Source organism: Streptomyces piniterrae (assembly GCF_005048155.1).
Lineage (GTDB): Bacteria > Actinomycetota > Actinomycetes > Streptomycetales > Streptomycetaceae > Streptomyces > Streptomyces piniterrae.
Window position 1 is genome coordinate 179,296 of the sequence record NZ_SUMB01000005.1, and the last position, 13,754, is coordinate 193,049.

The 13,754-nt window shown below is 71.2% G+C and carries 14 protein-coding genes; 7 read left to right on the plus strand and 7 right to left on the minus strand.

The genetic code is table 11. From position 1 onward, the window contains the following. Positions 1–90: 90 nt before the first annotated feature. A complete protein-coding gene (locus FCH28_RS17120) occupies positions 91–345 on the minus strand; it encodes a DUF2530 domain-containing protein (RefSeq protein ID WP_136740907.1) in 255 nt (84 codons plus the stop codon). Between the two features lie 294 nt (positions 346–639). Here FCH28_RS17120 and FCH28_RS17125 point away from each other — a divergent pair, with 294 nt between their 5' ends. Beyond that, positions 640–2,109 carry an NCS2 family permease gene (locus FCH28_RS17125; protein ID WP_136740908.1) on the plus strand — a complete coding sequence of 490 codons (1,470 nt, stop codon included), beginning with the start codon at positions 640–642 and terminating at the stop codon, positions 2,107–2,109. Positions 2,110–2,139: 30 nt separating this feature from the next. Here the strand turns inward: FCH28_RS17125 and FCH28_RS17130 are convergent, their stop codons facing one another. Beyond that, positions 2,140–2,364 (minus strand): ribbon-helix-helix protein, CopG family, encoded by a 225-nt coding sequence (locus FCH28_RS17130; RefSeq protein WP_136740909.1) that lies wholly within the window; start codon positions 2,362–2,364, stop codon positions 2,140–2,142. 127 nt (positions 2,365–2,491) lie between these two features. Here FCH28_RS17130 and FCH28_RS17135 point away from each other — a divergent pair, with 127 nt between their 5' ends. From FCH28_RS17135 to thpR, 3 genes are read left to right on the plus strand one after another with little or no spacing between them, the layout of a single operon-like run. Beyond that, positions 2,492–2,929 carry a MarR family winged helix-turn-helix transcriptional regulator gene (locus FCH28_RS17135; RefSeq protein WP_136740910.1) on the plus strand — a complete coding sequence of 146 codons (438 nt, stop codon included), beginning with the start codon at positions 2,492–2,494 and terminating at the stop codon, positions 2,927–2,929. Positions 2,930–2,956: 27 nt separating this feature from the next. Further along, positions 2,957–4,567 carry an MFS transporter gene (locus tag FCH28_RS17140; protein ID WP_246102935.1) on the plus strand — a complete coding sequence of 537 codons (1,611 nt, stop codon included), beginning with the start codon at positions 2,957–2,959 and terminating at the stop codon, positions 4,565–4,567. Further along, the gene (gene thpR / locus FCH28_RS17145) at positions 4,564–5,127 is read left to right on the plus strand and encodes an RNA 2',3'-cyclic phosphodiesterase (protein ID WP_136740911.1); all 564 of its coding nucleotides are present in this window, start codon (positions 4,564–4,566) and stop codon (positions 5,125–5,127) included. Before FCH28_RS17140 ends, thpR begins: the two co-directional genes overlap by 4 nt. Before the next feature lie 180 nt (positions 5,128–5,307). Here the strand turns inward: thpR and FCH28_RS17155 are convergent, their stop codons facing one another. After that, a complete protein-coding gene (locus FCH28_RS17155) occupies positions 5,308–6,306 on the minus strand; it encodes an aldo/keto reductase (protein ID WP_136740913.1) in 999 nt (332 codons plus the stop codon). 66 nt (positions 6,307–6,372) lie between these two features. Then, positions 6,373–7,074 carry a GDSL-type esterase/lipase family protein gene (locus FCH28_RS17160; RefSeq protein WP_136740914.1) on the minus strand — a complete coding sequence of 234 codons (702 nt, stop codon included), beginning with the start codon at positions 7,072–7,074 and terminating at the stop codon, positions 6,373–6,375. A gap of 89 nt (positions 7,075–7,163) precedes the next feature. Between FCH28_RS17160 and FCH28_RS17165 the strand changes: the two genes are divergently transcribed. After that, positions 7,164–8,216 (plus strand): esterase-like activity of phytase family protein, encoded by a 1,053-nt coding sequence (locus FCH28_RS17165; protein ID WP_136740915.1) that lies wholly within the window; start codon positions 7,164–7,166, stop codon positions 8,214–8,216. Between the two features lie 23 nt (positions 8,217–8,239). Here FCH28_RS17165 and FCH28_RS17170 read toward each other — a convergent pair whose 3' ends face one another. After that, the gene (locus tag FCH28_RS17170; protein ID WP_136740916.1) at positions 8,240–8,707 is read right to left on the minus strand and encodes a PPOX class F420-dependent oxidoreductase; all 468 of its coding nucleotides are present in this window, start codon (positions 8,705–8,707) and stop codon (positions 8,240–8,242) included. 162 nt (positions 8,708–8,869) lie between these two features. Between FCH28_RS17170 and FCH28_RS17175 the strand changes: the two genes are divergently transcribed. Next, on the plus strand, positions 8,870–9,667 hold the full coding sequence (locus tag FCH28_RS17175; RefSeq protein ID WP_136740917.1) for a DUF6333 family protein: 798 nt from the start codon (positions 8,870–8,872) through the stop codon (positions 9,665–9,667). A 104-nt stretch (positions 9,668–9,771) separates the two neighbouring features. Here FCH28_RS17175 and serC read toward each other — a convergent pair whose 3' ends face one another. After that, positions 9,772–10,890, minus strand: a complete 1,119-nt coding sequence (gene serC, locus FCH28_RS17180; RefSeq protein ID WP_136740918.1) for a phosphoserine transaminase — start codon at positions 10,888–10,890, stop codon at positions 9,772–9,774. 62 nt (positions 10,891–10,952) lie between these two features. Continuing rightward, positions 10,953–12,044: a helix-turn-helix transcriptional regulator gene (locus tag FCH28_RS17185; protein ID WP_136740919.1), complete on the minus strand. Its 1,092-nt coding sequence runs from the start codon at positions 12,042–12,044 to the stop codon at positions 10,953–10,955. A gap of 85 nt (positions 12,045–12,129) precedes the next feature. Between FCH28_RS17185 and FCH28_RS17190 the strand changes: the two genes are divergently transcribed. Beyond that, positions 12,130–13,713 (plus strand): FAD-binding oxidoreductase, encoded by a 1,584-nt coding sequence (locus FCH28_RS17190; RefSeq protein WP_187363853.1) that lies wholly within the window; start codon positions 12,130–12,132, stop codon positions 13,711–13,713. The last annotated feature ends 41 nt before the right edge of the window (positions 13,714–13,754 follow it).

Consider the following 13,754-nt stretch of genomic DNA (forward strand, 5'->3'; position numbering starts at 1 on the left):
ACGTTACGGGCGGAATGCGCATATCACCCGCTGGGCGCGGCGTCCGCTCGGGACGGCTGCCCAGGGGTGCGACCGCTCAGGCGCGTCCGCTCAGGAGGCGTCGGCCGCCGCGCGCTTGATGGCGGCGTCGCGCTTGCGGACGTACCAGATGCCGATCAGGCCGAGGCCGCCGCCGGCCAGGCAGGTCCACACCCACCAGGCGTGGTCGTTGTCGGCGTACCAGCCGTAGAAGGGGAGCTGGCCGAGGAAGAGCACGAACCAGATGATGGTGCCGCCGGTGATCGTGCCCACGACGGGACCTTCGAGCGGCGCCGGGGCCTCGCGCAGTTCGGACCTTTTCCACATGGGGGTCAGCTTACGGGGCGGGCGTGCGGCGGCTGCGCGCGGCGGCGGGCGGGACGCAGGGCGGACACGGGCCCGGCCGAGGGCGGGCGAAGGCCCTGGCACAGCCCTTGCGCCACAAGGCTCTACGCGCGGAGATAGCGATCAGAGCCTTGTTTATTCATACTGAACCTTTCTGGATCTGACCGAATTGGATCGTCGATTCATCCAACCTGATCCGGTTATTGATGTAACTCCATGTGTTCCGGGCCCTCGGGCCCCCGCGCCTTCCCCAGGCCCGTCCGACTGAGGTCCGCCATGCCGCCCTCGACCAGCACACCGGTCGACCCCCTCAAGAGCCCAGGTCACCCTCCGAGGAACGGATTCGACCGGTTCTTCAAGATCTCCGAGCGGGGGTCGACGGTCGGCCGCGAACTGCGCGGCGGCCTGGCGACGTTCTTCGCGATGGCCTACATCATCGTGCTGAACCCGATCATCCTCGGCTCCGGCACCGACAAGTTCGGCCACCACCTCGACAATGCCCAGCTGGTCACGGCCACCGCGCTGATGGCCGGTCTGAGCACCGTCCTGATGGGCGTCATGGGCAACGTCCCGATCGCCATCGCCGCCGGCCTGGGCATCAACGCCGTGGTGTCGCTCCAGCTCGCCCCCAAGATGAGTTGGCCGGACGCGATGGGCATGGTCGTCCTGGCCGGCCTGGTGCTGATGCTCCTGGTCGCCTCGGGTCTGCGGCAGCGGGTGATGGACGCCATCCCCAACGGGCTGCGCCGAGCCATCGCGATCGGCATCGGCCTGTTCATCTCGCTGATCGGCCTGGTCGACGCGGGCTTCGTGACCCGCAACCCGGACGCCGCGCACACCACCGTCCCGATGGGCCTGGGCCAGGGCGGTCAGCTCGCGGGCTGGCCGGTGCTGGTCTTCGTCATCGGCCTGGTGCTGATGTTCATGCTGATCGTGCGCAAGACCAAGGGCGCGATCCTCATCGGCATGGTCACCATGGCCGTCTTCGCGATCGTCATCAACGCCATCGCCGACATCCCGGACGCCGCCTGGGGCCTGGCCGTCCCGAACGTCCCGGACCAGATCGTCGGCGCCCCCGACTTCGGTCTGATCGGCCAGATCAGCCTCTTCGGCGGCTTCAGGGAAGTCGGCCTGCTCACCGGCTGTCTGTTCGTCTTCACCGTGCTGCTGTCCGGCTTCTTCGACGCGATGGGCACCATCATCGGCGTCGGCGAGGAGGCCGGGCTGCTGGACAACGAGACCGGCAATCTGCCGGGCATGGGCCGGATCCTGATGGTGGACGGCATCGCGGTCGCGGGCGGCGGATTCGGCTCCGCCTCCGCCAACACCTGCTTCGTGGAGTCCACGGCCGGCGTCGGCGAGGGGGCCCGTACGGGCCTCGCGAACCTGATGACCGGCGGGCTCTTCCTTCTCGCGCTGGTCTTCACCCCGCTGGCGACGGTGGTGCCCTCACAGGCCGCGACACCGGCGCTGGTCGTCGTCGGCTTCCTGATCATGGCCTCGAACGTCCGGGACATCGACTGGGCCGACTTCACCGTCGGCATCCCGGCGTTCCTGACGATGATCTCCATGCCGTTCACGTACAGCATCACCAACGGCATCGGCATCGGCGTACTGGCCTACATCCTGCTGCGGACGGCGACCGGCCACTTCAGGAAGATCCCGTGGCTGCTGAACGCGGTCGGGCTCTGCTTCCTGGTCTACTTCCTGCTGAACCCCATCGAGCAGCTGCTCGGGGTCGGTTAGCCCCGTCGGCCAGCCCCTCGGGCGGCCCCCTCAGGTAGCCCCGGGGGCTTCTATCGCGGCGCCGGCCTCTATCGCGGAGCCGCGGTAGAACCTCTCCGTCTCGTCGACCGACGTCTTGAAGCGTTCGTCGAAGTCGTCGCGAATGAGCGTCCGGACCACATAGTCCTGGACGCTCATTCCGCGTTTGGCGGCGTGCCGCTGGATGCGCTCCAGCAGCTCCGCTTCGACCCGCAGGCTGAGCACTCTCGATCCCATACGGACACGGTCCCCGCACCAGACGGTCAGGCGAGTCACTTTCGGCCGCGTCCTCACTCATACGGGTGATCCGGGGAGGTCACCCGAAGGCTTTGCTTAGATAAGGTAATGAGTTACCCTAATGAACATGCCGGAACTGTCCAGCGGCGACGACGCTGCTGCCGTGAGCGCTCTGCGCGGCGCCGTGATGCGCCTGTCCCGCCGACTGAAGAACCAGCGGGTCGACGAGTCGCTGAGCCCCACCGAGATGTCGGTGCTCGGCACCCTCGCCCGGTGCGGCCACGCCACCCCCGGCGAGCTGGCCCGCAAGGAGCATGTGCAGCCGCCGTCGATGACCCGCATCGTGGCGATGCTGGAGGCCAAGGGACTGGTCCGGTTGGAGCCGCACCCCGACGACCGTCGCCAGAAGGTCGTCACCCAGACGGAGCAGGCCGAGGCGATGCTGGAGGAGAGCCGCCGCAGGCGCAATGCCTGGCTCGCCGAGCTGGCCTCCGGACTGGACGATGACGAATGGGAGAAGGTGCGGGCCGCGGCTCCCGTGCTGGAGAAGCTCGCACAGTTGTAGAACCCAGACCGAGGAGGCGAACCCACTTTGAGTACGGGATCCGGAGCACACTCCGCCCCCGCACCGCACTCCGATCACGACACCGCTGCCGGCGACGCGACCGAGGCCACCACGGGCCCCGACCCGGAAATAGCCGCCGCCGCACCCCAGACGGCAGCCCCCTCGCGCAGGGGCACGTTCAGCTCCCTGCGCATCCGTAACTACCGCCTCTTCGCCACCGGCCAGGTGGTCTCCAACACCGGCACCTGGATGCAGCGCATCGCCCAGGACTGGCTGGTCCTGAGCCTCACCGGCTCGTCCGCCGCGGTCGGCGTCACCACCGCCCTGCAGTTCCTCCCCATGCTGCTCTTCGGGCTGTACGGCGGCGTGCTCGCCGACCGCTTCCCCAAGCGCCGGCTGCTGCTCATCACCCAGACCGCCATGGGCCTGACCGGCCTGGCCCTCGCCGTACTCACACTCAGCGGCCACGTACAGGTCTGGCACGTCTACCTGGTGGCGCTGCTGCTCGGCCTCGCCACCGTCCTCGACAACCCCGCCCGGCAGGCGTTCGTCGTCGAGATGGTCGGCCCGGACGACCTGCGGAACGCCGTCAGCCTCAACTCCGCCAACTTCCAGTCCGCGCGGCTGATCGGCCCCGCCGTCGCCGGTGTCCTGATCACCGCCTTCGGCAGCGGCTGGGCCTTCCTCTTCAACGGCCTGTCGTTCCTCGCGCCGATCACCGGCCTGCTGATGATGCGCACCGCCGAACTCCACAAGGTCGACCGCGTCCCCCGCAGCAAGGGCCAGCTGAGAGAGGGCCTGCGCTATGTGTCCGGGCGCCCCGAACTGGTCTGGCCGATCGTCCTGGTCGGCTTCATCGGCACCTTCGGCTTCAACTTCCCGATCTGGCTGACCGCCTTCGTCTACCACCTCTATCACCAGGGCGCGGGCACATACGCCCTGTTCAACGCCCTGATGGCGGCCGGATCCCTGATCGGCGCGCTGCTCGCCGCACGGCGCGCGTCCTCCCGCCTCCGGCTGCTGGTCGGCGCGGCGGCGCTGTTCGGCGTCCTGGAGATCACGGCCGCCCTCGCCCCGTCCTTCTGGATCTTCGCGGCGCTCCTCGCGCCCATCGGCATGGTCGGCCTGACGATCAACGTCACCGCCAACGCCAGCGTGCAGCTGGCGACGGACCCGGCGATGCGCGGCCGCGTCATGAGCCTGTTCATGATGGTCTTCATGGGCGGCACACCGCTGGGCGCACCGCTGGTCGGCTGGGTCACGGACGCGTACGGGGCCCGGGTCGGGTTCCTGGCGGGCGGCGCTGTGTCGCTTGTGGCCGCGAGCGTCATCGGCCTGATCCTCGCCGGTCCGCTGCGCTTTGCCCGGGCGGCTGTGTGGCTCTCCCGCCGTGCCGGCGGACCGGGGAAACAGCCATGTGCCCGCACACTCGGCAACGTACCTCCACACCCCACTCACCTCCCCGTCCCACCCTCAACGGGAGGGGACGGGCCGCGGGACGGAGTCGTGCGGCCCGTCACCGCACCCGACAGCCCCGCGCAGCGGCCACAGCCCGCCGCAGGCGCAACGGCGCCGCAGCCGACGGCGAACGGGAACTTCGTCGGCTCAGGCCAAGCGCAGCAGACAGGTGCGACATGAGACTCTTCGCCGCCATCCTCCCGCCCGCCTCCGTCATCGCCGAACTGGCCGATGAGGTCGCGCAGTTGAGGGCCCTCCCCGGGGCGGGCCAGCTCCGCTGGACCGGGCCGGACGGCTGGCATTTCACGCTCGCGTTCTTCGGGGAGGTGCCGGTCGAGGTGCTGCCCGAGCTGGAGGAGCGGCTGGCGCGGGCCGCGCACCGGCACCCGCCGTACGAGCTGAAGATCGCCGGCGGCGGGCGGTTCGACGACCGTGTGGTGTGGGCGGGCGCCGAGGGCGACCGGGAGACCATGCGGAAGCTGGCGGACTCGGCGGCCGCGGGCGCCCGCCGGGCCGGCGTCCCGATGACCGACCACCGCCCGTACCACCCGCATCTCACGCTCGCCAGGAACCGTTCCCGGCTCGGCCTCGCCCCGTTCGCGGAGGCGCTGGCGCACTTCGAGGGCACCTCGTGGACGGTCGGCGAGCTGGCTCTCGTGCGCAGCCACCCGCCGGTCCCCGGTGTCGCCGGCAAGCAGCCGCGGTACGAGACGGTGGCGGCCTGGCCGCTCGGTCACTGACGGCTGGCTCAAACGTTCGGGACCGGTCCGGTTACGCTCACTGGGTGGATCCCAAGACCCGTAACCGGATCATGTCCGGTCTTTTCGCCGTGCTGCTCATCGTCGTGATCGTGGCGGCGGCCGTCCGCTGACCGCGCGGCCGCCCGCCGCCCGCCTCACCGGCGTCGGTCACTCACCCGCTCACCAGGCGAACGCCTCCGGGGACGGACCCGGCCCCGGGAAGATCGCGTCCAGTTCCGCGAGGAGCTCGGCCGGCAGCGTCAGATCGACCGCGCGCAGCCCGGAGGCCAGCTGCTCCGTGGTGCGCGGGCCGACGATCGGTCCGGTCACCCCGGGCCGGCTGAGCAGCCACGCCAGCGCGACCTCGCCGGGCGCCAGACCGTGCTTGTCGAGCAGGTCCTCGTACGCCTGGATCTGGGCGCGGATCGCCGAGTTGGCCAGCGCGTCGCCGGACCGCCCGGACCCCGAACGCGCCGCGCCCCCCTCCCGCTCCTTGCGGATGGCGCCGCCCAGCAGCCCGCCGTGCAGCGGCGACCAGGGGATGACGCCGAGACCGTAGCTCTCGGCCGCCGGAACGACCTCCATCTCGGCGCGCCGCTCGGCGAGGTTGTACAGGCACTGCTCGCTGACCAGCCCGTACGAACCGCGCCGCCGCGCGGTCTCGTTGGCCTGGGCGATGTGCCAGCCGGCGTGGTTGGAGGACCCGGCGTAGAGGATCTTGCCCTGCTGGACGAGGACGTCGATGGCCTGCCAGATCTCGTCCCAGGGCGTGGCGCGGTCGACGTGGTGGAACTGGTAAAGATCGATGTGGTCGGTGCGCAGCCGGGTGAGGCTGGCGTCGACGGCGCGCCGGATGTTGAGGGCGGAGAGCCTGTCCTGGTTGGGCCAGACCTGTGCGCCGTCGGCGGCCATGTTGCCGTAGACCTTGGTGGCCAGCACGGTCTTGTCGCGCCGCCCGCCGCCCTTGGCGAACCAGGAGCCGATGATCTCCTCGGTACGGCCCTTGTTCTCGCCCCATCCGTAGACGTTGGCGGTGTCGAAGAAGTTGACGCCCGCGTCGAGCGCGGCGTCCATGATGAGGTGGCTGTCGGACTCGTCCGTCTGGGGCCCGAAGTTCATCGTCCCGAGGACGAGTCGGCTGACCTTGAGTCCGGTGCGTCCGAGCTGCGTGTACTTCATGGTTGCCCAGCCAACGCCTTGGAGTGCGCTCGAATCAAGGGGACGAGGGGGTGCGTCGGCCGGCCCTCAGCGCACGCCGTGGGTCTCGTACGCGGCGTACGGCCCCCCGACCCCCCACGCCTGGTGCATCGCGTCGGCGAAGGCGCCCGCCAGCAAGTGCTCGCCCGACACCGACGGATGCGTGCCGTCGTACGTCGCGCGGTCGATCTCCCAGCCGGCCGGTTCGGAGGCGAGGAGCAGCGGTGAGGCGGGGGTGTCGAGGTCGGCGACGGCCTTGGCCAGGAGTTCGTTGAAGCGGTCGCACTGTGCGCCGAACGCGGTGTCCGTGACGGCTCGCACGTTGGGTATGACGGGCATCAGCACCGCCCGGATGTGCGGCGCCGCCTCCCGCGCCGCCGTGACGAAGCGTCGTACGTTCTCCGCCGTCTGGTCGGCGTTGGTGTAGAAGCCGAGGTCGATGAGGCCGAGCGAGACGAGCAGCGTGTCGGCGCGGTGCTCGCGTATCGCGTCGCCGATCAGTGGCGCCATGTGCAGCCAGCCCTCGCCCCAGCCGGCGAGGTGGCGGCGGGCCCCGCCCGGGAAGCCGGGGTCGCCGTACTCGTGGGAGGTGGCGGCGTCCTGGAGGGTGTCATGGAGCGCGTCGCGCGGGCCGACGATGCGGTACCGGCCGTCGAAGGTCGCCTGCAGGTGCTGCCACATGCGATAGCGCCAGGTGAAATCGCCGGTGTGCCCAATGGTCATCGAGTCGCCGACGAACATGATCCTCATCCGGCAATGATGGCCGACAGACCTTACTGCCGGGTACGTGACGCTCGACACTCCAGGCGGTCCGCGGCCCGGGATGGCAGTCTGTGCCCATGCGTTCGCTTCTGTGCGCGGCCGGTGCCGCGGGGATGGTGCTGTGCGCGGCGGTCGCGCCGGCCGCCGCCGACGAGCCCGACGGCTTCAAGATCGGCGATACCAGGATCACCGAGTCCAGCGGTCTGGCCGCCAGCCGCGTGCACCCGGGCATCTACTGGACCCACAACGACAGTGACGACGGCCCGTACGTCTACGCCGTCGACGCCGAGTCCGGGCGTACGGTCGCCACCCTCACCCTGCGGGGGATCGGCGCACCGCGTGACGTCGAGGCGGTCTCGATCGGTCCGGACGGGAACATCTACGTCGGCGACATCGGCGACAACCGCGGCGGCACCTGGGACCACGTCTGGATCTACCGCTTCCCCGAGCCGAAGCGGCTGCGCGACGCGACCGTCACCGCCGCGCAGTTCACCGTGACGTACGCGGACGGGCCGCGCGACGCGGAGGCGCTGATGGTGCATCCGAAGACCGGCCGGGTGTACATCGCCAGCAAGAAGCAGGACGGCGGGGGCGCGTTGTACGAGGGCCCGCCGCGGCTCAGCGCATCCGGCACCAACACCTTTCGCCGGGTTTCGCCGATCGATCTGTGGGTGACGGACGGCGCGTTCTCCCCGGACGGAACCCGGTTGGCGCTGCGCAGCTACTTCGGTGGCCGGATGTACCGCTGGCAGGACGGCCGTCCGAAGGACCTCGGCAGCGTGAGCGTGCCGTTCCAGGGACAGGGCGAGTCGGTCACCTTCGCTCCCGACGGCCGGACGCTGATGTACGGATCCGAGGGCCCCAACAGCGAGGTCGAGCCGGTCGGACTGACGGGCGATCAGCTGCCGGACTCGGCGCGCGACGCGGCGCCCGGGGACGGCGGCAACGGCGATGCGGGAAAGGGCGATACGGGGAAGGGCGGCGGTTCGGGACAGCCGGGGGACTCGGGGGCCGCCGGAGCGTCCGGGGATCCAGGGGCCCAGCCCGGCTTCGGCAAGGGGGCGGTGCTCCTTCTCGGGATCGCGGCGCTGGTCGTGGCACTGCGAAAGCTGGTGCGACGGAGCAAGTAGCGGGTGCCTGCGGGTGCCCCGGCTTACGGAGTGCCCGGCTCCGCGCTCTCGTGCTCTCCCTCTCCCTCTCCCTTTCCCTCTCCTTCTCCCTCCCCCTCGATCAGCCGCAGTTCGTAATGCAGCGTCTTCTCCTTCTTGAGGCGGTGCGCCATCGGCACCAGCAGGCCGTGGATCAGCGGGTATTTACGGGTCAGTGAGCGCTCCGCGCGCCGGTACTCCCGGGTCTCCGGGTCGAGCAGCCGCATCCGGGCCTTGAGGGTGGGGCCGGTGGGCTTGCCGCGCAGGGTGGAGGCGCAGATCTCCACCTCCGGGAAGTTCCGCATCCGTTTCGCCTTCCAGGCGCTGCCGTACGTGCGGATATAGGCGTGGTCGCCGTCGACGGCGATGTTGACCGGGGTGCCGACGCCGGTGCCGTCCCGCTTGAACGTGGTGAGCAGGATCGTCCCCTGCCGCTCGAAGGGGGCGAGGCCGGGGCTCGGTGGAATCGTCATGTCCCCATACAGGCACAAACGGACCGTTCCGTCATTCCCGCGGTCACCCATTCGGCCGCGTACGGGCGGCGATCAACTTTGCGATGCCGTCCGGAAGCGCCGCCAACGGGGAAGGCGGCCGGCCCAACGGCGTTGTCAGTGGGTGCAGTTACTCTCCGAAGCATGGATGTGGATCAGGATGAGAAGAACACCGGCGAGGACGAGAAGCCCGAGTTCGTCGGGGCGTGGGTCGATCACCCCGACCGGGTGCGGCCCTGGCGGGGCAGTACGACCGAGCTGATGCTGTACTTCCCGCCGTTCCCCGAGCCGGGGACGAGTGCCGGACCGCCGGTGCTGGAGCCGCATGACCCGGTGCGCGCCCGGCGGATCGTGGAGACGCTGGGCACCGTGGACGAGGTCCTGGAGCAGCTGCCGGACCGCCGGCGGGAGGACCTGGCGGAGCCCGAGGAGCGTGCCGAGCTCGCCTATGTCGCCGTCGGCTGCTGGGGCAACTATGTGTGGATCAGTGACCCCGCGCTGGGCGACTACGGCATGGGGTGCGGAATGGATCCGGAGGTCGAGCGGCAGCGCGAGCTGAATCCGCAGGCCCGGATAGTCGGCACGATGCACATGGACTACGCGCTCAACTACTACCAGGATGTGGTGGTTCTGCCCGGGGGCCAGCGGCTGGACGCCAGTGGGTGGGGTGACGCCGACCCGGGGATCGAGGTCTACGGCGACCCGGAGGAAGTGCTGCGGGCCGCGGGATTCGACCCCGCGTCGGTGACGGACAGGTACATAGACCCCGAAGAGCCCGACGATCCCGGTTGTGCCTACTGGAGCTCCTACACCGACCTGTTCCTCGGGGGCTTCGGCGACATCGAGTGGCACGTGCGGGACGAGCTGACGGTGTCGTTCTTCCGGGTCCGCCGCTCGGAGCGCGCCGAATCCGACCTGGAGGAGGTGTGGCTGGGCCCCTGAGCGGGCCGCGCGTCACAGGCCCCGCGCACGGGCCCCGGAAACGGCAGGGGCCCCGGCGGTTCGCCCGCCGGGGCCCCTCGGGAAGCCGCGACCGCGGCCCGCCGTTACAGCTTCTCGATGACGTAGTCGATGCAGGCCGTCAGCGCCTCGACGTCCGCGGGGTCGATCGCCGGGAACATCGCGACGCGCAGCTGGTTGCGGCCCAGCTTGCGGTAGGGCTCGGTGTCGACGATGCCGTTGGCGCGCAGGGCCTTGGCGATGGCCGCCGCGTCGATGTCGTCGGTGAAGTCGATGGTGCCGATGACCTGCGAGCGCTTGGCCGGGTCGGTGACGAAGGGGGTGGCGTGCTTGGAGTCCTCGGCCCAGCCGTAGAGGGTGCGCGAGGAGGCGGCGGTGCGGCGGACCGCCCAGTCCAGGCCGCCCTGGCCGTTGATCCACTCCAGCTGCTCGTTGAGCAGGAAGAGGGTGGACAGGGCCGGGGTGTTGTACGTCTGGTTCTTGAGGGAGTTGTCGATCGCCGTGGGCAGCGAGAAGAACTCCGGGATGTGCCGGCCGGACGCGTGGATGGTGCGGGCGCGCTCCAGGGCGGCGGGGGAGAAGGCGGCCAGCCACAGTCCGCCGTCGGAGGCGAAGGACTTCTGCGGCGCGAAGTAGTAGACGTCGGTGTCGGTGATGTCGACGGGCAGGCCGCCGGCGCCGGAGGTGGCGTCGACCAGGACGAGGGAACCGGCGTCGGCGCCCTCGACGCGCTTGATGGGCGCGGCGACACCGGTCGAGGTCTCGTTGTGGGTGAACGCGTAGACGTCCACGCCCGCCTCGGCCGAGGGCTCGGGGTGCGTGCCGGGGTCGGCGGAGATGACGGTGGGCTCCGCCAGCCAGGGCGCGAGCTTGGCGGCCTTGGCGAACTTGGAGGAGAACTCGCCGAAGGTCAGGTGCTGGGACTTGTTCTCGATCAGGCCGTGCGTCGCGATGTCCCAGAACGCGGTGGAGCCGCCGTTGCCGAGGACGACCTCGTAGCCCTCGGGGAGCTTGAACAGTTCGCGTACGCCGTCGCGCACCTTGCCGACCAGGTTCTTGACCGGGGCCTGGCGGTGGGACGTGCCGAGAAGGGAGCTGCCGGTGGCGGCGAGCGCGGCCAGCGCCTCCGTACGCACCTTGGAGGGGCCCGCGCCGAAGCGTCCGTCGGCGGGCTTGATGTCAGCGGGAATCTGGATATCAGCCACGGACGAAGCCTAATCCGTCCCGGCCGGGGCTCCTGCGGCGCGTCCACCGGATGAGATGAGGGTCAGTCGCCCGGTGAGACGCCGCCGCGCGGGTCCGGGGTGTCCGCGGCGTAGACGTTCGCGATGGCGGCCGCGGCACGGGCCAGCACCTGGCGGGCCTCGGGCGGGTCCAGCACCTCAACGGAGTCGCCGAACTGGAGCAGTTGGCGCACGGCGCTGAGAACGGGGTAGGCGAGGTCGAGGACGGCCCAGCCGGAGGCGGGAATGTCCGCCGATCGGCTCGCTTCCCCTTCTTTGCCCGGCTTCTTCGCCTCCTCCGCGGCGCCCTCCGCGTCACCCGCCGGTTCGTCCGCCTCACCCGTTCGTGGCGGGCCGGTCAGCGTGTTGCCGAGGATGCGTACGGCCAGATCCAGCCGGTCCCGGCGGATCCGGGCGGTCACCCGTACCGGCGCCGGACGCTCCTCCACCCCGCGCCGCAGCACCTGCCAGACGTCGGCCAGCTCCACGCCGGCGCGGCGGCGCACCGGCGCGTCGGTGACGGCGGCCGACGCCACCCGGTCGGCGCGGAACAACTGCGGTGCGCCGCGCCGGTCCGCGACGAGATACCAGGTCCCGGCCTTGGCGACGAGCCCGTACGGGTCGACCGTGTAGGTACGCGTCCGGGTCTCGCCGCTGTGCCGGTAGCGGATGCGCAGCCGCAGATCGGTGAAGACGGCGGTGTGCAGCTCGTCGAGGTCGACGGCGGGGCGCGGCCCGCTCAACCAGCGGTCCGGGTCGACCAGGATGCGGCGGCCGGTGAGTTCCGCGGCCGGTCGGTGCGGCGCGGGCAGCGCGGCCATCACCTTGCGCAGCGCCGAGCCCAGCGCGTCGTCCAGACCGAGGGCGGTGTGCGCGCCCTGCGCGGCCAGGATGAACAGCGCGCGGGCCTCGTCGCTGGTCATGCCGGTGACATCCGTACGGAAGCCGGGCAGTAGCGCGATCCCGCCGTACCGGCCGCGCTCCGCGTAGACCGGCACACCGGCCGCCGACAGCGACTCGATATCGCGGTAGACGGTGCGGGTGGAGACCTCCAGCCGCTCGGCGAGCTCGCTCGCGGGGACCCGGCCGCGGGTCTGGAGCAGCAGCAGGACGGCGAGCAGGCGGTCGGATTTCACGGCGGATTCTCCGGTTGCACGGGCGGGTTCCTCCGGGATTTATATATGACGGCGGGTGTCAGGTTATGGCGGCAGAGTGCGGGCCATGGAGATCAACACCGCTACGCAGAGCCCCGCCATCGGCAACGTCACCGAGCGCCCCACGACCGGCAACGCCACCGCCACCGTCACCGAGCGCCCCGCCACCGTCAATGTCACCGGCAGCGCCGCCGGGCGCCCGCTCGCCCACCACCCCGCCCCGGCCCTCGACGCCGCCGCCCGCACCGAACTCGCCCCCCGCGTCCAGGGCCCCGTCCTCCTCCCCGGGGACGACGGCTACGACGCCGAGCGGTCCGGGTTCCAGGCGGCCTACCGGCACCGGCCGGCCGTCATCGTGGGGGCGGCCGGCGCGGACGACGTGGCCGCCGCCGTCCGCTTCGCCCGCGACCACGGGCTCCCGATCGCCGTCCAGGCCACCGGCCACGGGCTGTCGGCCGCCACCGACGGCGGGCTGCTGATCAGTACGCGGCGGATGACCGGCGTCCACGTGGACCCGAAGGCCCGCACCGCGCGGGTCGAGGCCGGCGCGGTCTGGGGCCCGGTGGTCGAGGAGGCCGCCCGGCACGGACTCGCCCCGCTCAACGGCTCGGCCCCGGGCGTCGGCGTCGTCTCCTACACCCTCGGCGGCGGGGTGGGCGTGCTGGCCCGCACGTTCGGGTTCGCCGCCGACCAGGTGCGGTCCGTCGATCTCGTCACCGCCGACGCCGAGCAGCGGCACCTCACCGCCGACAACGACCCCGAACTGTTCTGGGCGCTGCTCGGCGGCGGCCACGGCCTCGGCGTGGTGACCGCGATGGAGTTCGCGCTGCTGCCGGTGGCGCGGCTGTACGGCGGGCAGCTGGTGTTCGGCGGCGACCTGGTGGACGAGGCGCTGGCGACGTACCTGAGCTGGACCGAGACCGTCCCCGACGAACTGACCTCCTCCCTGGCGCTGATCGCCTACCCCGACATCCCGCAGCTGCCCGAAGCGCTGCGCGGCCGCTACCTCGCGCACATCCGGATCGCGTACACGGGAAGCGCCGAGGAAGGCGAGCGGCTGGTGGCGCCGCTGCGCGCGATCGGACCGCGGGTCGGCGACGATCTGCGGGAGATGCCGTACGCGGAGTCCCACACCATCCACCGGGACCCGAGCGATCCGCACGCCTACAGCGGGGACAACGCAATGCTCGGCGGGCTCGACGCGGCGGCGCTGCGGCGGGTGGCCGCGCTGACCGGGCCGGCCGCGCCGGTGATGACCGTGGTTCAGCTCAACCATCTCGGGGGCGCGTTGGCTGCGGCAGGAAAGGCCGACGCCGTCGGCCACCGCGACGCACGCTTCGCGCTCCGCCTGCTCTCCCCTCTGGACGGCACCGACCTCACGGCCGTACGGGCGCTGCACACCGAGGCCCTCGCCGCCGTCGCACCCTGGCGGCTCGGCCGCAGCGTCAACTTTCTCTTCGGCGAACACCGGGACCGGGCGGACGCGGCGGAGGTGGCGCGCAGCGCCCACGGCGCCGAGGTGCACCGCCGACTGGCCGCACTGAAGGCCGCCCGCGACCCGCGGAACCTGTTCCGGTTCCACCCCTACGAGGCCGCCGCGGCGGCCCGCGAGCCGCTCCCCGTGGCATCCGCCGTATCTCCCGCCTCGTAACGGGCATGCCGAAGCGCCATCCCGCCTCCCAGTGGGCAGGC